Consider the following 22,235-nt stretch of genomic DNA (forward strand, 5'->3'; position numbering starts at 1 on the left):
CTCACGTTAGGAGATTGAGCAAATTCGGTTTCTGTCGACTGGCAGGATAGTAGATAAATACTGGCCTCTCAACCAAACTTCTACACTCTCAGTCCTGTTAGTCGGCGTTTTCTTCAATAGGTGGCCCTTAGGGCCGCCTTCCTTGGCTTGGGGTTGGCCTCTCAATTCCTACCCTCTATTTTAATTCTTTAAGGCCAACTCAGCGTAACCGCTTAGTCTTATTGTAGCAGACTCAATGCGGCCTGAGGACGCTGGTTCGCTTGTGAAAGTATTGTTGTACTCGCTTGCTGGATAATCTGCGTACGAGTTAATTCAGCCGTTTCTTTAGCAAAATCAGTATCTTTAATCCGTGATTTCGCTGCTGATACGTTTTCTGAAATATTGCTCAAGTTACGAATGGTAGATTGGAAACGGTTTTGAATAGCACCCAAATCTGCGCGTTTCGCACCGATAACAGAAATAGCCGTATCGAGTACACCCAGTGCTGCTGATGCGCCACCAGTCGTTTCTACTGACAATGCATTACCATTTGTTAATCCTGAGAAACCATAGCCACCAGAGCGAGAAATATTAACCTGAATGGTTTGTCCCGCATTCGCGCCAACCAAGAAGTTAGACGCATAGTCACCTTTCAAAATGTCTACACCCGCGAACTGTGTAGTAGCTGCAATACGAGAAATCTCTGTTTTTAATGCCGATACTTCTTTTTGCAGTGCCAAACGGTCTGAAGAAGAGTTGATACCATTCTGAGACTGAATTGCTAGTTGACGAATACGTTGTAGTGCTGTTGTTGTTTCAGCCAGTGCGCCCTCAGCAGTTTGAGCGAGAGAAATACCATCATTGGCGTTACGAACAGCTTGGTCTAAACCCATGACCTGAGTAGTCATACGGTCTGTGATTTGCAAACCTGCGGCATCGTCTGCAGCAGAGTTAATGCGGAAACCCGATGACAAACGCTCAAAGGCGGTATCTAGGGTGTTGCTAGAGTTGAATAATTGACGTTGTGCATTTAACGCCGAAACGTTGGTATTAACATATAGACTCATGGGTCTCTCCTAACTATTTAAACAAATGCGCTGTTTTTATTAATATTTTGCGCTGGTTACTTTTCAAAATTACGCATTGGCACAGGTTATGCTAGATATTAAACGTCAGTGTTAATTTACTGACGCTTTATCAGGCCTAGCCTGTAAAGCCGCTTGAGCCTCACTAGCCCGAGCGTCTTGCTGACGGACAGGTATGAAGTTTCAGACCTCATACCTCTCACTACCTCCTGGCTTCATTCCTGTCAGTCGGCAGCCTCAAATCCATCAACAAAATCCCTTCAATCCTTTGAAGTTCGCTTCCATCACGTAGTCTCTCAACTTAAAACTGTTTGCTTGCCGCTTATCACCACAAGCGCATATTCGGTTACCGTACTCAGTACGCTGAGACTTTTGATTACGTCATAAATCTTTAGGTAGAGACCATTTCATATAGTAAGTACTTACACACATTTTGAGCGCAAGAATCCACGTTCGTATTTTTCAATACGACATCATTCTCTCAAAGTGCGGAAGTAGACATCCAATTTGCGGTCGCAACTTGCATGTCAGAGGCACGTCATTGCCGCTGAGTGTTAACTCTGGCAACCACCTCTCAATGTGAATACAGTCATGAATTTCTCCTAACGATTTTTTATTAAAGACGTTGTCGTCTCTTATTATTGCCACGCTTATTATTGTTATTTGTTACGTTGGCTTTATGCAGTGTTTGATTATTTTTATTGGTTTGCACTGCCTTTGTAATAGTTATCGTGCAGGCAGGAGAAATCCTTTAGCATTTTTTTACTAAATTTATAAATTTATTTATAAACAATAGGTTACGAAAATGCCGGGTGAAACACCCGGCTAACTTTCGCTCTATGTTAGGAGAGTTTGAGCGGACTCCAATACATCGGGATAGACGAAGTGGTCACTACCTCCTGGCTTCATTCACCCGGACTTTGGATCTTATCCTAGTAGCTGTAGTGCAGCCTGAGGACGCTGATTAGCCTGAGACAATACTGTAGTACTTGCCTGCTGGATAATCTGGTTACGAGTCAGGTTCGCTGTTTCTGTAGCAAAATCGGTATCTTTGATACGAGATTTCGCAGCAGACACATTCTCAGCGATACTGCTCAAGTTACGAATAGTAGATTGGAAACGGTTTGATAATGCACCAAGGTCAGCACGCGCGCCACCAATGGCAGAGATCGCTGTGTCAACTTTAGAAAGCAAGCTAGACGCCTTAGCAGCAGTCGCTACTGACGCATCGTTATCTAGGCCCAAGCCTTTAGCGCTAAAGCCGTCTAAGCCGTTCAAGCGTTTGTTTGCAGACATATTCACAGAGATAGTCTGGCCCGCATTCGCACCGACTAGGAATACCGCAGAAAAACCACCTGTTAGAATGTCTACACCGTTAAACTGAGAATCAGTAGAAATACGTGTAATCTCAGTTTTAAGGGCTGACACTTCTTTTTGTAGCGCTAAGCGGTCAGAAGACGAGTTAATACCGTTTTGTGACTGGATAGCTAGCTGACGAATACGCTGCAACGCAGTAGTTGTCTCGTCTAGCGAGCCTTCAATGGTTTGAGTCAAAGAAATCGCATCATTAGCGTTTCTTACAGCTTGGTTCAAACCTTGGATTTGTGAAGTCATACGATCAGTGATCTGCAAACCGGCCGCATCGTCTGATGCACGGTTAATGCGGAAACCTGAAGATAAACGTTCAAAAGATGTGCTCAACGCATTGCCAGAATCAAAAAGCTGGCGTTGTGCATTTAATGAAGATACATTGGTATTGACGTACAAAGACATATTGTCTCTCCTACACTCTCAGTCCAGTTTTCACTGGCTGCCGATTTACCTACCGGCGATTACTAATAGTAGTCATCAACACCTGAGGGGTAATTGATGAACTGGCTCTCTCAGATTCTTTATCGACATTTCAAAAATTCCCTTTAATAAAATTTCAAAAAACTTTTTCTAACCGCGATCGGTAGGCATAATCGAGTCCTCCACCAGCAGAGCAAATCCAGGCCTTAATGTATGATCAAGCTCGATCTTTTATCATTAACCCGCGTAACACGATGCACACAGCACAGCGCATTTACCGACCTCATTCAATGGGAAAATAACACTTTGCTATGCGCGTTTCGCGAAGCTGAAAGCCATGTCAGCCCCGCAGGTAAAGTAATATTGCTACAACTTTCATTAGATGGCAGTGAATTGGCAAGAGTCGAACTGGCTTTGAATGGCTATGATCTGCGTGATCCCAAGTTGATGATCACGCCAGATAACGCGCTTTGTGTCACCGCGTATGCGAAATCCTACATTGACGGGGAAACCAACAGAATGTGTAGTTGGATTGGCGACCTTCACGCACTTCCGCCGCAGCCTAATCGCTTTGGTCAAGACTATTGGTGGTTATGGCACCCTGTATGGCATGGCGATCAAGCATTTGGTTTTGCTTATCGTCGAAGCGAAAATCGTCTTGCATTTTGGGGCTCAAATTTGCGAGATAAAATTAACGTCTATCAAAAAGACGCCCTTTCTCTGGAGACTCACGGCTTAGGCTATCCTAATGAGAGCGCAATATGGTTCGTCAACAATCAATGCTTTGCCATTGTTCGACGAGATGCTGACACTGGCTCTTCCCAGTTCGGTCATGCGTCTCCCCCCTATAAAAAATGGCAGTGGCAAGACATAAAAGAATACATTGGCGGGCCAGCCACTTGCCCACTTTCACATATCACAGAAGACTTTAATCAGTTGATATTGGTTGCTGGCAGAGCCAACGTCAATGATGAATACAACACCCATGTCTGGGCGTTTGATCTTGAAAAGACTAAGTTAATACCTTTACTTACCCTACCTAGCGAGGGGGATAATGGCTACCCAGGTATGGTATTGATGGATGATACGCTCTACTTGTCGTATTACTCTTCTCATCAAGAAGAGCAAACTGACGTATATTTGGCGAAAATAGCTGTGTGCGTAAATTAGCCGATATAATCGAATAAAGATAAGTTAGCCAACTTAGGAAACGTCGTCAGCGCGGCCGATAAGGCGGTTTCCTGTTTAGCAAATTCTGCTGACGCCTCTGCATAATCCACATCTTCAATCGATGAGCGAGCATCTTTAGCGGCAATTTCTAAATCGAGATTGGTTTCGTAAACCGATTCAGCAACATTAAGTCTGGCACCAATCGACGAGACTTCTTTTGATACACTGGCCATACTGTTATCAATACCAACCAGCGCGTCATTCAGTGTTTCTCTTAATTCTTCTTCGGTTAAATCGTCATTGCTAAGCGCGACAAAAGCACTGTGCAGCGTTTGGGCTAAGTTGTCTTTTTCCGTTGCATCAAATTGAAACTGCATCGTGTCGCCGACACTTCCCTCTACATCAAATTCGATCCCGCGATAGGTAAATGGAGTACCGCTGGTAAAATCGACGGTGGCCAAGACATTGGTGACCCCAGGCGAAATAATATCTGAAATCTGCATTTGTCCTGAGGGTAGAATCTCTAGCTCATAGGTACTCGATGTATTACCGTCATCATGAAAACGGTCAAAAGAACTTTGATCAGACACATAAGCATCATTCACCGTCATGCCGGTTGAGCCGGTTACAGTGAAGTTTTTACGCGCTTCAACATTTTCAAATACATCTAACCCAGATGCATTACTGCGCACCGACACACTGTCAGACAGTTTCACATTGCGCGTGCCGTTGTCGCCCTGAAAAGACACCTGATCACCTGTTGCGCCTTGATTAAACACAAATGGTTCGAGTTCTGACTGATAGCCGGCGAACATATAGTCGCCATTGGAGGTTTTGCTATTCATCAGATCAAGTACTTCATCACGGATCTGAGCAATTTCTTCTGCCAACGCTTGGCGATCAGCATCACTGTTAATACCAGAGCCAGCTTGCAATACTAAAACGCGAGCGCGATTAGCCGAATTCGTCACATTCGACAATACCGCTTCTTGCTGCTCTAAAGAGCCGGTCACTAAGTCGTTGTTGCGTTGATATTGAGTGATTTTATCCAACTCTTCAGTTAACCGAATAACTTCTGCAGCCCCAACGGGATCATCCGAAGGGCGATTCAGTTTCTTGCCCGACGACAATTGCTCTTGCACATTGGCCAACCCACTTTGGTTCTCCATGATGCCGCGGATATTTTGATCGTATAACTGATTCGTTGAAATTCTCATCTCTTACTACCTAGCTGCCGCCAATATAGTATCAAACAGTTCCTGAGCGGCAGATAATATCCGCGCTGAAGCAGCATAAGACTGTTGGAAGCGTACCAAATTTGCCGCTTCCTCATCTAAACTCACGCCTGAAACTGAATCAAACCATGTTTCTGATTGCTCTTGCATAGCTTGTGCCGCTTGTAACGCAATATCAGAATCATTGGTATCTTCCCCCACTCGGCTTACCATTGACGAATAAGCTTCATGAAAGGTACGCAATTGGGTACTGGAATTGTCACTAAGTTGAACTGTACCTGCGTCTTGAAGATCAGCCATAGCAACAGCGTTGGTGTTGTCGCTAACACCATTCGTATTATAAACCAAATTAAACGTGTCACCGGCAGCGGGAATACCTTCTAAACTGACATCATAACCAGGGTAATCCGTTGCCGTTGGCGCTGAAAAGTTAGCCGGCCAGCTTGGGTCCTGTTTCGCTTGTGCTATGAGGTTATTCAGGCTGGTTGCACCAGTTACTGACGCAATAGTGTTACCTGCTGCATCCTGTAATTCATAATCATTCGCTGAGGTAAACACCACCATTGCTGGCGCGCCAGTCGCAGGGCTATTTGGCGAATTAGTGTTATCGTGAATTCCTTGTGCGCCGTCAAAAGCAGAGCCATCTGCCCCGGTTGAAACCGTGGTATTACTCACACTTGTACCTGACACGTAGGCACTGCCATCATTACTCAACTCAGCTTCAGCCCGCACCGGAGAGGCAAAAGCGAGATCCTCAGCGCGATTCGTCGCCATAGTTATATCAGACGCAATCGACTTTAACGGCTGAAACAAGAAAGCATCGCCGACAGCATAAGCCACACTGGTATCAATATCGATATCTATACCGATATCGGTAGAGGTAAAGCCAGCACCGGGGGAATAAGCCATTGTTGTGGTTAAATCATTGCCATCAGGATCTTTGCGTATAGTGCCGTCTGAATTAACTTGAGAAACAGTCAAAGAAGTTGGCTGACCAGCGCCATTAATTGTAGCAACGGTAACCCGAATATCTGCGTCTGATAGCACGTCTCCATCACCGGCAGTGATTCGGCCCGTGACACCACCTGTTGCCGTATTGTCATTGTAATTCGCGGCTTCAAATTCGGGTAGGGTAAATATGTCACCTCCGATCTGGAAGTCGAGGTCCATACCTAAGCTGTTTTGTTCATTAACGGCATCGGCAAACGACACCGCTAACTGGCCAATGTCTCGTTGCGTTGGCCCTAATACATCATCTCGGAAACTGAACAAGCCACCTAACGCCCCCCCGACCCGCGCTTCATCAACGAAAATCTCTGTATCTTGTTTATTGCCATTAAAATTGGTTTTTAACGTCAATTGACGGTCGCTGGCGTCGGCTTCTCCAGTCATCGCCATTACATTGAATGAGCCATCGTCTAACACGAGTGCTTCACCGGTACTCAAACTCACCGTGACAGTGCCGGTTCCCGTGCTGCTTTCTCGAATATCAATTGCCATAAACTCAGCCAATTCGTTAATGGCCTTGTCACGTTCATTCAACAGTGTCGTGGGCTCTTCACCTTGCTGAGCAACCAAGATCGATTGATTCAATGTGCCAATGCTTTTGATCAGTTCATTGGCTTTATTCACCATCGAGTCAAATTCGCGATTGGTTTGTTCTTCTAAACTCTCTAAGTAGGTAGACATGGTATTCATTCGACGAAGAATGCCTTGCCCTTCACTTAAAACCAAATTCCTCGAGGCTAAATCGGTTGGATCATCAGCGGCGGTTTGTAGCGACGCAAAAAAGTCGCTTAACCCGGTTGATAGCGAGTTGGCTTCACTTGCCAGTAAATTGTCGATAGCTTGAGATTTTTCATAGTAGGTTTCCCACTCCCCCACTTGTGTAATATCTCGGCGCATTTGATTTTGCGCAAAGGTATTAATCACCCGCTCTGTAGTGGCTTCTCCTACGCCTCCTAACAGGCCGTTTGCGAGCGTAGTACGCTCGCGCACATAACCTTCGGTATTGACATTAGCGATGTTGTTACTGGTGGTCTGTAGTAGCTTATTACTCGCGTTGACACCAGAAGATGCAATAGTAAAAAGATCGACCGTTCTCATCATGGTAAATACCTACGCAGCATGTCGCCGTCTAATACAGATAACACCTTGTTCGCATATTGAGGGTCGGTTGCATAACCAGCGTCTTGCAATTCTCTGAAATACGCTTCGGTGTTCTGGCTGTTTTCGACCGCCTTTCCGTATCGCGGTTGTTCTTGAATAAACTTCACGTAGTCGTCTACTGCTTCGCCTATTGAGTCATATTTTCTAAACGCCGCTTTTTGTTTAGACGCCACGCTCCCATCAAACTCAATGGTATCAACTACAGCTTGCTGCCCTTCCCATGAGCTGTTGGCTTTTACACCAAAAAGGTTGTGACTGCTTTGTCCTTTACCATCATGAATCACATGCTTACCCCACCCCGTCTCCAACGCGGCTTGGGCGATAATCGCTTCTGGCTGTACCCCAAGTTTTTCGGCCGCTCGTTGAGCATGAGGATAAAGTGTTTTTACAAATGTTTCGGGAGAGTCAAAGGCAACGTCTTTGTAGGCAGAAGGCAAAACCGGTGTCGTGTTCAACACAGCCTGTTGAGATTGCTGCACAGCTTGACGTTCTGACATAGACAAATTCGCGTTATTGCGAAGCACCGATGCAGGTGTAAAGCTATCGTCGGTGCCAGGACCAAGCTGCTGCATAATAATATCAGCGAGACCCAAACCACCATTTGAAGATAAATCGGTCGCGAGTTGCTGGTCGTGCATATCGCGATAAAACTGCATTTGCTGCGAGTTAAATGGGCTATTTTCATCCGCGAGGGCGTCTTGCGCTTTGCGCATCGACTTCAACATCATTTGAACAAAAATCCCTTCAAATTGCTGAGCGGCTTCCTTTAATACCTCGGGATCACCTGAGGCCATTGCCTCACGCATCGAATTAATACTGCCCAAATCGTGTACGTTTCGGGCCATTTCCAATTGCGTTGCCGTCGATTCAGGAGTCATTAGATCACCACCAACTCGCCTTGCAACGCGCCTGCTTGGCGAAGCGCTTCAAGAATAGCCATCAAATCACCGGGGGCCGCGCCGACTTCATTTACCGCACGCACGAGCTGATCAAGCGTAACGCCGGGTTCAAATTTAAACATCCGACTATCTGCTAAATTCACATCAATGATAGATTGACTTGTCACAGCTGTATCGCCACCAGCCAATGCATTCGGCTGAGATACCTGCTGATTTTCGGAAATGGTTACCGTCAAACCGCCATGGGTAATGGCCGCCGGTAATAAACGCACATCTTTACCGATAACAATGGTCCCGGTACGGCTGTTCACAACAACACGCGCAGGCGCTTCTGCTGGTGTGAACTCAAAATTCTCTAGGGTCGCTAAAAATCCAACGCGCTGACCCGCATCACGTGGCGCAGACACCCTTACCGAAGCGGCATCAATCGGTGTCGCAATGACATAGCCTTTCTCTGGTTGAGCGCCTAGCTTGGAATTAATGACATCTGCCAAGGCTTTTGAGGTAGAAAAGTCAGGGTAATGAAGATTAAGCGTTAAGCTGTCACCATTTGCAAAACCGCTTGCCACTGCACGCTCAACCAATGCGCCATTAGCGATGCGCCCAACCGTTGGGGTATTGGCGATAATTCGCGAGCCGTCAGCACCTTGAGCGCCAAAACCGCTTACCACCAAACTGCCTTGAGCAACGGCATAAACGTTGCCATCAACACCTTTAAGAAAAGTTTGTAATAGCGTACCGCCTTGAAGGCTGCTCGCTTCACCAATTGATGACACGGTCACATCAATGGACTGCCCTGGCTTAACAAATGGCGGTAAATCAGCATGTACTGCTACCGCTGCAACGTTCTTAATTTTAGGTTTGGTGTTAGGGTCTAAACTAATGCCAAAATTGCTTAGCATGGTTCTAAAACTCTGCTCGGTGAACGGGCTTTGCTCACCCGTACCGGGTAAGCCCACAACTAAGCCATAACCGATCAACTGGTTACTACGTACCCCTTGAATAGACGCAACGTCTTTGATGCGTTGCGCTTGAGAAAGCGGACTAAGCGCTAATAAAACCAGTAAGGTAAATCTGAACAACTTCATCATGACTCCTTAGAACGGCCATATCTCTGACGAGAAAAAGCGATTCAACCACCCCTTTTCTTGCGCACGAGCAAAAGTGCCGGTGCCGCTGTATTGAATGCGTGCATTCGCAATTTTGGTAGATTCAATCTCATTCTCAGGGCTAATATCTTGAGGGCGAATAATACCCGTTAGGCGGATATACTCATCGCCATTGTTCAACGTAAGCCACTTCTCACCACGGATCACTAAGTTCTGGTTGGGAAGTACATTCACTACCGTCACAGAAATATTGCCTGACAAACTATTGCTTTGGTTAGACTGGGCATCACCGGTAAATGCGTTGCTTGAAGAAACCCCTAGCTGTACCGACTGGTTATTCACAGTCAGGTTATTTCCTCCCAAGCCCACAATAGGTTGCATATCTAATGCCGTGTCTTTCGACGTTGAAGTACCAGCAGATTTTGACGCATTGGTATTTTCGCTCAAATTCACCGTGATCAAATCGCCTACGCGGCGCGCTGTCACATCTGAATACAAACTATTTGCCATAAAGGGGCGAAATAACCCGCCGTCCTCAACGATCTTTTCACGAGGCATGTCGGGAATGACAGGCGCGAATAAAGGGTCGTCGGCTTGAGCACGCTCTGGTGGCGTACTCATACAACCCGATAAAATAGCTGTCGCGATGAAAAGGCTAAATACACGCATCACATTACTCACTAAAGTTGTTGAATAACTTGTCCAAGCATTTGGTCAACTGCAGAAATGACTTTTGAGTTCATTTCGTACAAGCGTTGACTCTCTATCAAGTTAACCAATTCTTCCGTTACGTTAACGTTTGAAGTTTCTAGTGCACCTTGCACAATTGAGCCTAAACCTTCTAACCCAGGTACGCCCTGTAGAGGGTCACCGCTCACCGCACTTTCCACATACAAATTCTGACCAATAGGTTGTAAGCCTGCAGGGTTAATAAAGTTAGAAATGTTCAGCTGCCCTACCACCTGTGCATCTGCTTGACCTGCAATTGTAACTGACACTTCGCCATCTTGTGACACGGTCACTTGTTGGGCATCATTGGGAATGGTGATTTCAGGTTGCAGCAAAAAGCCCGCACCCGGCGTTACTATTTGGCCCTGATCGTTAAGGGTAAACTGACCATTTCGCGTGTATGCGATGGTGCCATCTGGCCGCAAAATTTCAAAAAAGCCGTCACCCTGAATCATCATATCTAGTGCGTTATCAGTGGTGAGCATGTTCCCTTGGGTATGCGCTTTTTGCGTAGCGACGACCTTAGAGCCTGCACCTAACATCAAACCAGACGGTAACTCAGTATCAGCCGAAGAACGGCCACCGGGTTGGTTGATATTTTGATACAGCAAATCTTCGAAGATGGCCCGATCTTTCTTAAAGCCAACTGTCGATGCGTTGGCTAGGTTGTTCGATACCACAGACACATCGGTTTGTGCCGCATCTAAACCTGTTTTACTGATCCACAATGCTGGATGCATGGTTACCTCCTCTGTCAGCCTTACGCTGACCACTTTTAAATTAGATAATACGCAACAAGGTATTGGCGCGAGTATCAAGCTCTTCAGCCTGCTTCATCATTTTGACTTGCAGTTCATAGTGCCGTTGTAAATTCATCATATTGACCATTTCATCTACCGCGTTCACATTCGAGCCTTCCAACATGCCGGTTGCCACTCGCACGGTTTCATCTTCAGCAGCATTGGTGCCGTCATTCATGCGAAATAAACCGTCGCGTCCCCGTGCCATATCTGCATATTCAGGCTTAACTAGTTTAATCCGGCCGATTTCTTCCAAAATGGTTTCTGGTGCACCTTGTGGGCGAACCGACACTGTACCGTCAGCCGCGATGTTTAAATTTTCGAGTGGTAGAGGCAGATACAAAGGACCACCGCCATCGCCGATCACCGGATTGCCATGAGAGTCTTCTAGTACCCCATCGGCACTGATTTGAAAGCTGCCATTGCGGGAATAGGCTTCACCGCCTTGTGCGTCCTGAACGGCAAACCAGCCATCGCCTTGAATCGCAACGTCAAGATCTCGTCCTGTTTGGATCATAGCCCCACCTTCATAGTTGTTGGTTGGGCTCTCTGTCATCGCAAATACGCGAGTCGGCAAGCCTTCGCCGTATGCCGGCATGGCGCGTGCCTGTTCAAGCTGAGCTTTAAAGCCTGTGGTTTGTGCGTTGGCTAAATTGTTAGCTCGCAACGCAGTGCCCAATAGGTCTTGCTTGGCGCCACTTGTCGCGATGTAGAGTAATTTGTCCATGACGATCTTTTGACGATAAATGAATACTTAACGTTCAAGACTGCAAGGGTAATGCCAAGATAGACAGAGAGAGGAAAGTAAACCTTGTTTATAAATAAAACAAAGGCCGCAGAAGCGGCCTCTAATTGGGGAATGGCACTATTTATCGGATATTCAAAATAGTCTGATTGAGCTGGTTGTTCACTTCCAATGCTCGCGAGTTCGCCTGGAAGTTACGTTGAGCGATAATCATGTCGATCAACTCGGTGGTCAAGTTAACGTTGGCTTGTTCAAGTGCCGACGAGTTGATTTCGCCAAAAGTACCGGTCGTTGCCTCACCCGCTAGTGCTTCGCCTGACAAAATACTCTCTTTCCAGCGAGTATTGCTTTCCTGAGTCAAACCTTGTTCATTAGAGAATCGCGCCAATGCCACACGAACGATAGGCTCAGATGTACCGTTAGAAAAGGTCGCTCTTACCAAACCGTCTGCACCAATTTCAATTCCCGTTAATCGACCTACAGGCAAACCATCTTGCTCCAAGGAAGTCACTTCGAAGTCAGCTGCATATTGCGTTGGCTCTGTTGTTGCCGCTTCAGTGGTATTTAAATTGAAGTCAATCGCGATCTGCTGAGTCGAATCAGAGCCGTTTGTCAAAATACCCGCACCCAATTCTTCGGTAGTCAATTTCGAGTCGGTCTGTGCAGCGCCATCTGGAGATTCGATACCAACGAAATCACCCGATGCATCAAAAATCAGTTTTGACGCGGTAACATCGTTCCCTGTATTTGCACCCGCGGTATAAATACCCGTGTCGCCTGGAGTGGTAGGGTTACCAGTGGAATCCGTTTGATCAACCAATTGGTCGTCCACGGCAGTCATCACGTACCATTCGTTATCTACTGCATCATCTTTAACAAAGTAATACGTCATGATATGGCTATCGCCCAACGAGTCATAAATGGTGACCGACGTTGCTGCGTTATAGGTTGACGCGTCATCAGGGTCGAAGTCAGCCACATCCAGAGCAGTATCATTCGCAGGTAAGTTCATGCGAAGGTCAACTTCGGACGTAGCTTGAGGCTCACCCGAAGAGTCAGGAATTCGCACTGGTTCAGTGGTACTTAACGCTACCGATGAACTCGTACCATCAGGGTTTACCGGGAAGCCCATTAGGTGAGCACCTGTACTGTCGACAACATAGTTGTCAGAGTCCAGTTTAAATTGGCCGGAACGCGTATAAGAAAAATCACGAGAGCTCAATTCAGGTACCGTAGCAAAGAAGCCGTTACCAGTAATCGCTAAATCAAGCGCTGTGTTAGTAAACTGCAAGCTACCTTGAGTAAACTGCTGAGCAACGGTTTGTGTTAATACCCCGTCACCTACTTTTGTCGCCCCACCGGCTAACAAAGATGCAGCATATACATCACCAAATTCTGCCCGAGACTCTTTAAAGCCTACGGTATTGACGTTTGCAATGTTGTTAGCGGTAACGTCGAGATCTTTTTGTGCGGCGGATACACCACTGAGCGCAATATTAAAAGACATATTAAATTCTCCTGTTATCCACCAATTTGAATGACATCGGTGAGATTAATGTTGGCATCACCATCTAGGTTCAAAATAATGCCATCTGAACTATTACTATTTGCCAAACTTACACTACCCACATGGCGGTAAATGGCAGTCGGAACGGCAACCCCTTCGCCGTTTGCTTGGGCAGAGGCAGAAATCACATAGTCTCCAGCCGGCATAGGATTGCCGCTACTGTCGTTTCCGTCCCAACTAAATTCGATATTGCCAGCGCCTTGTGTGCCAGCATCAATCACTTTAACAACCGCTCCCGTACCATCACTGATGGTAATTTGCATATTTTCGACGGTTTGGTCATTGACGATCACGCCCTTCACGCCATCGCCTTCGGCGGCCATATGACCAACGTTGCTTTCAACCAGTACGTCTCGGCCAATTAAACTCGAGGCTTGCAGAGCTTGATTAGACGTCATTGAGCTAGCAAAGCTTTCAAATTGGGCATTCAGATCTGAAATCCCTTCAGCCATACTGAACTGAGTCATCTGCGCGACCATTTGGTCGTTGTCTACCGGCTTAGTGGGGTCTTGGTTTGATAACTGTTCAGTTAGCAAAGAGAAAAAATCTTCCTGCGATAATTTCTGCTCAGACCCATCTGCGACGGCAACGGTCTCTTCTTGCCAGTACAAGTCGTTATTGAGTCCGGTATTGGTATTGATGGTACTCACGATAAAATCCTCAACTTGTTATACTTGCTTACTGGCCTTGACCAAGGGTCAATACACGTCGGAAAATCCGTTTAGTTGTGTCGGCCACCTGAACATTAGTCTCGTAAGCTTTTGAAGCCGACATCATATCTGCCATTTCTTCGACGATATTCACGTTAGGCTTGTAGATATAGCCGTTTTCATCGGCCATCGGGTTATTCGGGGCATATTCAATTTGCAGTGGGGCCTGGCTTTCAACAATACCTTTAACTTGCACGCCCACGGCGCCAGATTGTTGACTAGCAGCATCTTGCAGCGCAGTGGAGAACACTGCATGACGAGCACGGTAGGTTTCGCCGTAACTACTGCTCACACTGTTCGCGTTTGCAATGTTACTCGCGGTAGTATTCAAGCGAACACTTTCCGCTTCCATACCCGTACTAGAAATTGCCATGACATTAAATAAACTCATGCGCCCTGACCTCCGCTAATTGCTTTTTTCATGCCTTTAATTTTGCCATTTAAAAACTCAACACCAGCTTGATAACGCATGCCATTTTCAAGGAAGGCATTTCGCTCTGCTTGTACTTCAACCGTGTTACCGTCACCAGTATCTGGTTGGGTTGGCATACGAAACCCTATATCAGCACTGCTTTTTATACCGCCGCCAATGTGTTTTTCATTCGTTCGAGTGAGGTTTGCGCCTTCAGTAACGCGTGCTTTTTGCATCGCTTTCTGAAAGTCTATGGCTCGCGCCTTATATCCAGGTGTGTTGGCGTTAGCTAAATTGCCAGAAATCACTTCCATGGTTTGAGTGCGGATCTGCAATGCTTTGTGGTGAAAACCCGTCAGCTTGTCGAGATTAATAGCCATATTGAAACTCCTCGTTTGATAACCGAAGAATGCAATACTGATGCCATTTGTTTTAACAGGGTGGGAATATTTGAAATGTAGCGGCAATCATGCCGCTACTTCTTTTGATAATAAAGGCCTGGGCTACATTTAACCATATTGAATAAATCAGCGGCACTACTCACTGATTCTGATGCACCAAGGAACAAAATGCCGTCAGGCTGCAATTGCCCGGCAATTTGTTGCAGGATCTTCTGCTTGATCTCAGGCGCGAAGTAAATGAGAACATTGCGACAGAACACAATGTCGAAGCGGCCTAGGCTGGCGTAGCTATGCAGAAGGTTTAGACTGCGAAAAGACACCATACTTTTCACCTCAGGCTTGAGTATTTTAAGCCCGTTGCTGTGAGGCGTGAAGTATTTATCCTGACGTTCTTTTGACAGTCCACGAGAAAGTGAAATTTCATCGTAGACGCCTTCTGCGCACTTCGACAACATGTTACTGGATAAATCGGTGGCGATTATCTCAGCGCCAAACCGCAATGCTGACGGGTTAGCTCGCTGATATTCAAGCACACTCATTGCTATGGAGTAAGGCTCTTGACCAGAAGAGCAAGCGGCACTCCATATCCTTACCTTTTGCCGTGCGGTGGCAAACTTTGGTAATAAGTCTTTAACCAATAGCTCAAACGGATAACCATCGCGAAACCACAGGGTTTCGTTTGTTGTCATCGCGTCGATAACTTGTTGCAATAATTGCCTGTTACCACCAGAAATTGCGGAGTGAATAAGCGCATCTATGCCATCAAAATCATATTGATACAATAATGCGCCGAGTCGGCTACGCACCAAATACTGTTTGTTGTCGCCCAGTACTATTCCACATTGTTGTTCCAGATATTGACCAAACTTTCGATAGGCATCTGGAGACACTTCTTTGTTTTTCAACGACTATCACTCCGTTGCTATTCAGTCGGCTTTAGCCATTTTTGTACAGCGGTTGCCAGTTCGTCTGGGTGGAACTTGGCAATAAAGTCATCAGCACCTACCTTCTTAACCATCGCTTGGTTAAACACACCACTCAAAGAGGTATGCAGAACAACATGAAGTTTTTGTAACTCAGGGGTATTCTTAATCTCTGCCGTTAACGTGTAGCCGTCCATTTCAGGCATCTCGATATCAGAGACCAATACACCGACTTTATCCGTGACATCGCCAGTCTCTTCGGCTATTTGCTTCAGGCGGTTCAACGCCTCAAGACCGTTTTTAGCCATTTCAATTTCAAGACCTATCGTAGTTAATGCTTTCTTAACCTGATTACGTGCCACGGCAGAATCGTCAGCGATAAAGATAATTTTACCTTCACTGCCTTCCGTACTCAGAGTAGAGGCAACTTCGTCACTTACATCGGTATTCAATGGTGAAATTTCGTTGAGGATTTTCTCTACATCCAGAATTTCAACTAACTCATTTTCAACTTCGGTAACAGCGGTAAGGTAGCTAGCACGCCCGGTTCCCTGAGGGGGAGGCATGATGGTATCCCAGTTGGTGTTGATAATGCGCTCTACAGCGCCAACCAAAAAGCCTTGTACCGAGCGATTGTACTCGGCTATAACAATGAACGCCGTCGACAGGTCTTCAATACGGCGACCGCCGGTGGCCATGCTCAAGTCAATAACGGATATGGTTTGGCCGCGAATATGAGCCACACCTCTTACTAACGGGTTCAATCTCGGCATTGCGGTCAGTGGCGGGCACTGTAACACTTCCCGAACTTTAAACACGTTGATCCCGAAACGTTGACGGCCATTAAGCCTAAAAAGCAACAACTCAAGTCGGTTTTGGCCAACAAGTTGGGTTCGCTGGTTAACCGAATCAAGAATTCCAGACATATTTCACCTCTATTCAATATTCCGGGCATGAACATTGCGTTACCAATACTATTCAACTGAACTGTCAATAATCCGACAGTCTGGCGGCGCGAAAAAAGCCTGCCCAATCAAGATACTTTTAATCATAGTCAAAATGATAACAAGTGAACATGAAAAAATTTAATCTCTTAAAAAGAAATACTATGAAAGCGTTTTATTGGCTTGTCGTTTTTAACATGATTCACAGTGTCAGTTTCGCTCAAGCTGATGCTTCGGATCCCCGTGAGCCTATCTATCAAGGCGTCCATGACTATCTTCAACAGGAAGTACAAGGCGTTCATGACGATGTAAATATTGTAGTCGATGTTAATCAGATTGATAGTCGAATTGTTATTCCCGAATGTACGGGTGGATATAGCTTCCACAGTGCACCGGAATCTCTGGCTTCGTCGTATTTAACCGTGCGAGTAAGTTGTAATAGTAACGATTGGTTTTTGTTTGCGTCTGCTAAAGTCACAAAAACACAAACTATCGTAGTGACCAGCTCGACAATTAGTCCCGATACGGTTTTGAGCGCCCAAAACCTGTCGCTGGCAGAAGTTGACGTTAACCGCTTACGCCACACTCCGTACACTACCATTGAGTCGTTAGTCGGCGCGAGATTAAAATATCGCGTTCGGCCTGGCCAGCCCGTACAAGCAAATATGTTGTGCTTTGTTTGTAAAGGCGACAGAATCACAATTAGCGCTGTGGCTGGGACTATGCGTGTGAAAACTTCCGGCATAGCAGAACAAGACGGTGTCATTGGCGATACCATTAAGGTGACCAATACTAACTCTCAAAAAGGCATTATTGCGCAAGTAGCAAGTACAGAGGAAGTTATCGTAAATTTATGATAAACTTAGTGTTACGCTTTGGGGGTTAACACAACACCCTTGGCTGTCGTGATAGCAGATAAAAAATGTGCAATTACGACTAAAGTTATGCGCAGATTTGCCGATATAATGATCGAGGTAAATTAAAGGTAGTGGAATCCAATCATGGCAATTAATAATGTGAATAACGGTGTGCCAAAACCACCGTTAGATAACACAAAGCTGAATAACCAGCAGAACCAAAATCAAACTGTGAATCAACAGGGTGATGCGGCGAAGCAAGCAGCAGCTACGGCGAGCGTTCCTCGCAGTGACTCTGTGTCATTAACTCAGTCTGCGCAGCAACTTAATCAAGTACAAAAGAAAAGTGCTGATGCTCCTGTTAATCAAGAAAAAGTCGATAAACTTAAAAAAGCCATTCAGTCTGGCGAATATAAGGTCGACGCTCAGTCTCTAGCGAAGAAAATTGCTCGTCTGGAGTCTGAAATTTTTGGAGCGAAGTCCGGCGCTTAACCTAAGGTAAGGCGCAGATAATGGCAATTATGCAAGTATTGACTAAGGATATTTCAGATCAAATAGCACTTCTAGAGAAGTTAAAGGTTCAGCTCGAACAAGAGTTGCACCTTATTAGCTCTCGCGACGCTGAAGCGTTAATGAAGTTACTCGATGAAAAGAAAGACACCCTTAGCGAGATTGAGCGACTCGACGATGTAATTGCTCGAAGTTATAAAAAGGCGACTGAGGGCGGCGAAGCACTACCTCAAGAGACTCAGGATAAAATTGAATTGGCAAAAGTGTTATTGGAGCAATGCCAATTCAGAACTGAGATTAATCAAAAAGCCGTTGAACAGGGCCAATTGAAACTTCAGCACCTTCGCAACCTTTTGGTTGAGTTGAGAGCAAAAGAATCGCTCACTTATGATAAGTCAGGTAAAACGCGAGGCGGGTTACTTGGCAAAGGTATCAGCGCTTAATAACGCGTGGCAGAATAATAAAAACGGCGTCATTGAAGTGACGCCGTTTTTTCAATTGAGATACCGTTAATAGTACTGCACGTTCTTCACTCGCTTAGGGCGAGTACTGGTCAAGTAAATATCGTAAACCTTTTGCATATCCAGTTCTAGCTCAGTAGCGTATGTGTCCTCGCCAACAGGATAAGACTTTATCACTCTAGCACCGCGGATCACCCCTTCTACTGACGATTGCAACTGCGCGTTGTCCATCACCAGATTAGCCAACGACTGGTTACCATTAAGTCGCTGCCCATAAACTTGCTCTGCGAGTTCTCGATACGCGTCCAACTTTGACGCTCGCATAGCCATTAATGTTTTGGCTGTATCATTGTCACCTTTTTGTGCTTCAATCGGGGCGTAGCCGACTGCACGGAGTACAGGGTAAGTTTCTGGCTCAACGGTTTCCCATTCAACGTGTTTATCAAACAAGCTCGTACACCCCGACAGAAATAACACTGTCAAGACTACGACACCCATTGCCATGCGTTGGCGAATATTCATCATTTAAGGCTAACCTCTTACCCGTTAATAGTGCTCTATTTGAATCTAGTATGGCACACAAGCGCGACCTATATAGGTATCTATTTAACTAACGGTGCGTTTTGGCATATACCCGTCATCAAATATACTTAGAACCATCTTTTTTGTATTGGCATAGTACCGTCAGCAAGAAACGCGCCAGCAACACACCACCCTTACGCTTCTTTTACACTTGCATGTATTTGTGGAACAAAAAATGCAGTTCCCACACCATGCTCAACGATATTGTCAGACTGCTGACACTCAGTGAATTCATCAACATTAGGTAGAGATTGTAATGGTGTGGTTTAAGGCTAGTTCACAAGTTGCTAAACGCTCAAAGTTGTTGTCTAGCACTGTTGTAAAAACGGTGTGCTGTTGCCTTTCCCTTATGATCAGTTGGCAGAGTCATGCCGCCTGGTTTGAAACTCAAGGGCAAGCTGAAATCCGCAACGGCAATAAGATGCAAGCCAAGCAACAAGCCACCGAAGCAGCCATTAAGCAAGCCCTCATTTTCGCCGGTGCCTCCATACGCAGTGTGCAGTCTTTAACAAATGGCTTGTTAGATAAAGACGGCTTGGAAATTACGAGTTCAGGTGAGGTAAACCAGCTAGAGCTAATTGCAGAACGGTGGCATGACGACTACGTTACCGTAAGTATTCGCGCCGATATTTTTCCGAAAACCCAGCAGTGTTCTCAAGCGGGTAACCTGCGTACCCTCGCTACCACTTACTTCCCTATCGAACACTTTGTACAAGCCAAAGAAGGCAGTTTAGAGGCTATAGGTGAAGCTAGTGTTCAGCACTTACGCCAATTATTTCAGCAACACGCGCAATACAGCGCGATTAGTGCCATCGCCCCTTATGCTGCGCAATGGCAAAGTTACACGGTGCAAAATCAGGCGCCGGCGCTTGCGACTCAATATCAAACTCAATACGTACTAACGGGTATTATCAATGACTTAAGTATTCATCGCCCAGAAAGTGCCTCATTGGCGTTTTGGAAAGACGACATGCCCATGCGTACGTTTAGTTTAAGCATTAGCCTTATTGATGGCGCAAATGGCGCTCGGGTATTTGATAAAACTTACGATATTGAAGCGCCTTGGGATTACGACCGCTTTGTTAAGCTGGACCCATTTAGCCGACAATTTTGGCGAACTGATTACGGACAAGCCGTCAGTAAAGAACTGGCTACGCTCGTGGATGAAGTAGACAACACGCTCGCCTGTCAGCCCGTGACGGGCCGTGTACTTGCGGTCAGCAATAACCAGCTAAATGTGTCTTTAGGGCGTATGCATGGAATTTCTCCTGGAGATACGCTGTCACTCTACCAAGTAGAAGAATTCTTCGATAACTTAGACCGAAAACACATGCAATACCGATTGTTTCCAGTGAAAGTTAAAGTTGTTGAGGCATTTGTAGATAACGCCACCGTTGAAAGTGTCGACGGCAGTTACTTGGCGAATATTCAAGCAAATGATTTTGTTGCTAAGCGATAGGGCTTTTCCTTTCCGATGAAGTACTTATAATGGATTCTTCGTCCCTATAGTTTAATGGATAAAACAAGGCCCTCCTAAGGCTTAGATCTAGGTTCGACTCCTGGTGGGGACGCCAGATACAAAAAGGGACGATTAGCCCCTTCCGTTATCAGACAATGCTTTAATCCGCTGCTTCTGCTTCTTCAGCTTCATTCACGGCCTTCTGTTCTACCGCATTAAACTCTTTGAGTAGAGTTTGGTGTTGTTCTCGACTGATTGGATAGATAGTTTTGATATTGCATCTAAAATCAGCGTATTGAGGCGAGAATAAATAATCGGTACCCGCTGATAACTGATTCGACCTGAATTGACGGATACCCACTAAAAAAGAGTAATCCAGAGAGTCGCAACGAGATTGGAGCTGCACGAGATATTGCCGCATTGGGCTTGAGCGAATCACAACATAATAATCAGAAAGTACCGACCAGCTGTCTAATCGAAATGCGTTGACTGACCTTTTACTTTCTAGTTCATTAGTTTCGATAAAGTCACCAATAACCGCAGCCCGAGCTTGTTCAGTCGGCCCTTTTGACGCACACCCACTGAGTAACACAACGCAGGCTAGACACCCCAATAATAATTTCATATAAAATCCCTCTAAATGAATAAGCCAATGAAAACTAATTCATCTTATCTGAACTGAGGCTGAATAAACAATTTAAAAGAGATGAAAATCAGAAGAGTAAGAAAATAATGCGCGTAGAGTACAAATGAAAAACCCGCCAAGAGTGGCGGGTTTTCGTTTTAGTTTGCGAAGGCAAATAATGCGGGAGTACTGTGATAATCAAACGCCATCGTAATACTCAGCACGGTAATATTCAGAATCGAAAATCCAAACACTTGTCGCGCCCAGCCTGTTACATCAATGTCTTTGCGGTAACCTTTTAATGCCATCATTAGCCACCAAAAGCTGGTTGTACAGGCCACTGCCATAAAAGCCAGGCCGGTGTAACCGCCAAGAGGTAACAATAATGTCACCAACGCATAAACGCCGATGTACAGTACGATATGACGTTTCGCTTTCTCAATACCCTCTGCAACAGGAAGAACAGGAATATTCGCTGCGGCGTAATCGTCGTAGCGGAAAATCGCGATAGCATAAGAGTGCGGCATCTGCCACAAACTAAACATCACAAGTAAAATTGCTGCGGCACCATCAAAATGGCCGGTCACAGCGCAGTAACCCACAACAGGGGGAACCGCACCCGATAAACTGCCCACTAAGGTTCCATATACTGAGTTACGCTTCATATACAGGCTGTAAACGCCTACATAAACCACGTAGCCCAATGCAGCAAAGCTCACCGCTACGGCATTAGTGTACGTCGCTAGCAATGCAAAGCCTACTACGCCGAGTAAGATGCCGTGAGCAAGTGCAGCTTTTAGCGACATTTCACCAGTTACCGTGACACGATTTCGCGTCCGTTGCATTCTGGCGTCAATATCCCTATCGATGCAGTTATTCACAGCACAGCCTGATGCCACAACCAAGGACAACCCCACGATTGTTGCGGCCATAAGAAACCAATCTATCTCACCACGAGAGGCCATTAAAAAGCCACCCGCAACAGAAATAAGGTTTCCCATAATAATGCCGGGCTTGGTGACTTGTAAGTAGCGACGAAACACCACGTCTATTACTCCTAAATTTGCCTAAAA

General features: G+C 45.8%; 23 protein-coding genes and 1 tRNA gene. 6 read left to right on the forward strand and 18 right to left on the reverse strand.

The features are described 5' to 3' along the window. Positions 1 to 218 precede the first annotated feature (218 nt). Both ACXAH6_RS05985 and ACXAH6_RS05990 read right to left on the reverse strand, forming a co-directional pair. Positions 219 to 1,046 (reverse strand): flagellin N-terminal helical domain-containing protein, encoded by an 828-nt coding sequence (locus tag ACXAH6_RS05985; RefSeq protein WP_474875732.1) that lies wholly within the window; start codon positions 1,044 to 1,046, stop codon positions 219 to 221. Between the two features lie 945 nt (positions 1,047 to 1,991). Further along, positions 1,992 to 2,837, reverse strand: coding sequence for a flagellin N-terminal helical domain-containing protein (locus ACXAH6_RS05990; protein WP_474875733.1), 846 nt, complete (start codon positions 2,835 to 2,837; stop codon positions 1,992 to 1,994). A gap of 231 nt (positions 2,838 to 3,068) precedes the next feature. Here ACXAH6_RS05990 and ACXAH6_RS05995 point away from each other — a divergent pair, with 231 nt between their 5' ends. Then, positions 3,069 to 4,025, forward strand: coding sequence for a hypothetical protein (locus tag ACXAH6_RS05995; RefSeq protein ID WP_474875734.1), 957 nt, complete (start codon positions 3,069 to 3,071; stop codon positions 4,023 to 4,025). Here ACXAH6_RS05995 and flgL read toward each other — a convergent pair. The 13 genes from flgL to ACXAH6_RS06060 all read right to left on the reverse strand — a co-directional run bounded on the left by flgL (position 4,022) and on the right by ACXAH6_RS06060 (position 16,650). Beyond that, positions 4,022 to 5,242, reverse strand: a complete 1,221-nt coding sequence (gene flgL / locus ACXAH6_RS06000; RefSeq protein ID WP_474875735.1) for a flagellar hook-associated protein FlgL — start codon at positions 5,240 to 5,242, stop codon at positions 4,022 to 4,024. The genes ACXAH6_RS05995 and flgL overlap by 4 nt on opposite strands. A 6-nt stretch (positions 5,243 to 5,248) precedes the next feature. After that, entirely contained in the window at positions 5,249 to 7,369 is a 2,121-nt protein-coding gene (gene flgK / locus ACXAH6_RS06005) for a flagellar hook-associated protein FlgK (protein WP_474875736.1), read from the reverse strand. Beyond that, complete coding sequence (flgJ, locus tag ACXAH6_RS06010; protein ID WP_474875737.1) at positions 7,366 to 8,307, reverse strand: flagellar assembly peptidoglycan hydrolase FlgJ; 942 nt, start codon at positions 8,305 to 8,307, stop codon at positions 7,366 to 7,368. The genes flgK and flgJ overlap by 4 nt, the downstream gene beginning before the upstream one ends. Beyond that, positions 8,307 to 9,416, reverse strand: coding sequence for a flagellar basal body P-ring protein FlgI (locus tag ACXAH6_RS06015; RefSeq protein ID WP_474875738.1), 1,110 nt, complete (start codon positions 9,414 to 9,416; stop codon positions 8,307 to 8,309). Before ACXAH6_RS06015 ends, flgJ begins: the two co-directional genes overlap by 1 nt. 9 nt (positions 9,417 to 9,425) lie before the next feature. Next, a complete protein-coding gene (gene flgH / locus ACXAH6_RS06020) occupies positions 9,426 to 10,106 on the reverse strand; it encodes a flagellar basal body L-ring protein FlgH (protein WP_474875739.1) in 681 nt (226 codons plus the stop codon). 11 nt (positions 10,107 to 10,117) lie between these two features. After that, positions 10,118 to 10,906 carry a flagellar basal-body rod protein FlgG gene (gene flgG, locus ACXAH6_RS06025; RefSeq protein WP_474875740.1) on the reverse strand — a complete coding sequence of 263 codons (789 nt, stop codon included), beginning with the start codon at positions 10,904 to 10,906 and terminating at the stop codon, positions 10,118 to 10,120. A 40-nt stretch (positions 10,907 to 10,946) separates the two neighbouring features. Beyond that, positions 10,947 to 11,693 carry a flagellar basal-body rod protein FlgF gene (gene flgF / locus ACXAH6_RS06030; RefSeq protein WP_474875741.1) on the reverse strand — a complete coding sequence of 249 codons (747 nt, stop codon included), beginning with the start codon at positions 11,691 to 11,693 and terminating at the stop codon, positions 10,947 to 10,949. A 142-nt stretch (positions 11,694 to 11,835) separates the two neighbouring features. After that, positions 11,836 to 13,218 (reverse strand): flagellar hook protein FlgE, encoded by a 1,383-nt coding sequence (flgE, locus tag ACXAH6_RS06035; RefSeq protein ID WP_474875742.1) that lies wholly within the window; start codon positions 13,216 to 13,218, stop codon positions 11,836 to 11,838. Positions 13,219 to 13,232: 14 nt separating this feature from the next. Beyond that, positions 13,233 to 13,928, reverse strand: coding sequence for a flagellar hook assembly protein FlgD (locus ACXAH6_RS06040; protein ID WP_474875743.1), 696 nt, complete (start codon positions 13,926 to 13,928; stop codon positions 13,233 to 13,235). Positions 13,929 to 13,956: 28 nt separating this feature from the next. Further along, on the reverse strand, positions 13,957 to 14,379 hold the full coding sequence (flgC, locus tag ACXAH6_RS06045) for a flagellar basal body rod protein FlgC (protein WP_474875744.1): 423 nt from the start codon (positions 14,377 to 14,379) through the stop codon (positions 13,957 to 13,959). After that, a complete protein-coding gene (flgB, locus tag ACXAH6_RS06050; protein WP_474875745.1) occupies positions 14,376 to 14,780 on the reverse strand; it encodes a flagellar basal body rod protein FlgB in 405 nt (134 codons plus the stop codon). The genes flgC and flgB overlap by 4 nt, the downstream gene beginning before the upstream one ends. A 95-nt stretch (positions 14,781 to 14,875) precedes the next feature. Further along, positions 14,876 to 15,706, reverse strand: a complete 831-nt coding sequence (locus ACXAH6_RS06055) for a CheR family methyltransferase (protein WP_474875746.1) — start codon at positions 15,704 to 15,706, stop codon at positions 14,876 to 14,878. Positions 15,707 to 15,723: 17 nt separating this feature from the next. Then, a complete protein-coding gene (locus ACXAH6_RS06060; protein ID WP_474875747.1) occupies positions 15,724 to 16,650 on the reverse strand; it encodes a chemotaxis protein CheV in 927 nt (308 codons plus the stop codon). Between the two features lie 182 nt (positions 16,651 to 16,832). Here ACXAH6_RS06060 and flgA point away from each other — a divergent pair, with 182 nt between their 5' ends. The 3 genes from flgA (at position 16,833) to flgN (ending at position 18,478) form a co-directional block, all read left to right on the forward strand. Beyond that, on the forward strand, positions 16,833 to 17,525 hold the full coding sequence (flgA, locus tag ACXAH6_RS06065) for a flagellar basal body P-ring formation chaperone FlgA (protein ID WP_474875748.1): 693 nt from the start codon (positions 16,833 to 16,835) through the stop codon (positions 17,523 to 17,525). A gap of 144 nt (positions 17,526 to 17,669) precedes the next feature. After that, positions 17,670 to 18,017 (forward strand): flagellar biosynthesis anti-sigma factor FlgM, encoded by a 348-nt coding sequence (gene flgM / locus ACXAH6_RS06070; RefSeq protein ID WP_474875749.1) that lies wholly within the window; start codon positions 17,670 to 17,672, stop codon positions 18,015 to 18,017. A 29-nt stretch (positions 18,018 to 18,046) separates the two neighbouring features. Next, entirely contained in the window at positions 18,047 to 18,478 is a 432-nt protein-coding gene (flgN, locus tag ACXAH6_RS06075; RefSeq protein WP_474875817.1) for a flagellar export chaperone FlgN, read from the forward strand. Positions 18,479 to 18,544: 66 nt separating this feature from the next. Here the strand turns inward: flgN and ACXAH6_RS06080 are convergent, their stop codons facing one another. Beyond that, the gene (locus tag ACXAH6_RS06080) at positions 18,545 to 19,018 is read right to left on the reverse strand and encodes an LPP20 family lipoprotein (protein ID WP_474875818.1); all 474 of its coding nucleotides are present in this window, start codon (positions 19,016 to 19,018) and stop codon (positions 18,545 to 18,547) included. A 409-nt stretch (positions 19,019 to 19,427) separates the two neighbouring features. On the opposite strand from ACXAH6_RS06080, the gene ACXAH6_RS06085 reads away from it, so the two are divergent. Next, entirely contained in the window at positions 19,428 to 20,537 is a 1,110-nt protein-coding gene (locus ACXAH6_RS06085) for a flagellar assembly protein T N-terminal domain-containing protein (RefSeq protein ID WP_474875750.1), read from the forward strand. A 40-nt stretch (positions 20,538 to 20,577) separates the two neighbouring features. Continuing rightward, positions 20,578 to 20,652: transfer RNA gene (locus tag ACXAH6_RS06090), tRNA-Arg, on the forward strand. A 45-nt stretch (positions 20,653 to 20,697) separates the two neighbouring features. Here the strand turns inward: ACXAH6_RS06090 and ACXAH6_RS06095 are convergent. Beyond that, positions 20,698 to 21,162 (reverse strand): DUF6491 family protein, encoded by a 465-nt coding sequence (locus ACXAH6_RS06095; RefSeq protein WP_474875751.1) that lies wholly within the window; start codon positions 21,160 to 21,162, stop codon positions 20,698 to 20,700. A 158-nt stretch (positions 21,163 to 21,320) separates the two neighbouring features. Beyond that, on the reverse strand, positions 21,321 to 22,205 hold the full coding sequence (cyoE, locus tag ACXAH6_RS06100; RefSeq protein WP_474875819.1) for a heme o synthase: 885 nt from the start codon (positions 22,203 to 22,205) through the stop codon (positions 21,321 to 21,323). Between the last annotated feature and the right edge of the window lie 30 nt (positions 22,206 to 22,235).

This window comes from Alteromonas sp. ABE4_545 (assembly GCF_056161325.1).

Coding starts and splice junctions, on each gene's coding strand:
- flgM (WP_474875749.1), top strand. CDS start 17,670: ATGGCAATTAATAATGTGAATAACGGTGTGCCAAAACCACCGTTAGAT.
- flgL (WP_474875735.1), bottom strand. CDS start 5,242: ATGAGAATTTCAACGAATCAGTTATACGATCAAAATATCCGCGGCATC.
- flgF (WP_474875741.1), bottom strand. CDS start 11,693: ATGGACAAATTACTCTACATCGCGACAAGTGGCGCCAAGCAAGACCTA.
- ACXAH6_RS05990 (WP_474875733.1), bottom strand. CDS start 2,837: ATGTCTTTGTACGTCAATACCAATGTATCTTCATTAAATGCACAACGC.
- ACXAH6_RS06015 (WP_474875738.1), bottom strand. CDS start 9,416: ATGAAGTTGTTCAGATTTACCTTACTGGTTTTATTAGCGCTTAGTCCG.
- ACXAH6_RS06080 (WP_474875818.1), bottom strand. CDS start 19,018: ATGAATATTCGCCAACGCATGGCAATGGGTGTCGTAGTCTTGACAGTG.
- ACXAH6_RS06095 (WP_474875751.1), bottom strand. CDS start 21,162: ATGAAATTATTATTGGGGTGTCTAGCCTGCGTTGTGTTACTCAGTGGG.
- flgA (WP_474875748.1), top strand. CDS start 16,833: ATGAAAGCGTTTTATTGGCTTGTCGTTTTTAACATGATTCACAGTGTC.
- ACXAH6_RS06085 (WP_474875750.1), top strand. CDS start 19,428: ATGATCAGTTGGCAGAGTCATGCCGCCTGGTTTGAAACTCAAGGGCAA.
- flgE (WP_474875742.1), bottom strand. CDS start 13,218: ATGTCTTTTAATATTGCGCTCAGTGGTGTATCCGCCGCACAAAAAGAT.
- ACXAH6_RS06060 (WP_474875747.1), bottom strand. CDS start 16,650: ATGTCTGGAATTCTTGATTCGGTTAACCAGCGAACCCAACTTGTTGGC.
- flgC (WP_474875744.1), bottom strand. CDS start 14,379: ATGAGTTTATTTAATGTCATGGCAATTTCTAGTACGGGTATGGAAGCG.
- flgK (WP_474875736.1), bottom strand. CDS start 7,369: ATGATGAGAACGGTCGATCTTTTTACTATTGCATCTTCTGGTGTCAAC.
- flgB (WP_474875745.1), bottom strand. CDS start 14,780: ATGGCTATTAATCTCGACAAGCTGACGGGTTTTCACCACAAAGCATTG.
- flgG (WP_474875740.1), bottom strand. CDS start 10,906: ATGCATCCAGCATTGTGGATCAGTAAAACAGGTTTAGATGCGGCACAA.
- flgH (WP_474875739.1), bottom strand. CDS start 10,106: ATGCGTGTATTTAGCCTTTTCATCGCGACAGCTATTTTATCGGGTTGT.
- ACXAH6_RS05985 (WP_474875732.1), bottom strand. CDS start 1,046: ATGAGTCTATATGTTAATACCAACGTTTCGGCGTTAAATGCACAACGT.
- ACXAH6_RS05995 (WP_474875734.1), top strand. CDS start 3,069: ATGATCAAGCTCGATCTTTTATCATTAACCCGCGTAACACGATGCACA.
- flgN (WP_474875817.1), top strand. CDS start 18,047: ATGCAAGTATTGACTAAGGATATTTCAGATCAAATAGCACTTCTAGAG.
- flgJ (WP_474875737.1), bottom strand. CDS start 8,307: ATGACTCCTGAATCGACGGCAACGCAATTGGAAATGGCCCGAAACGTA.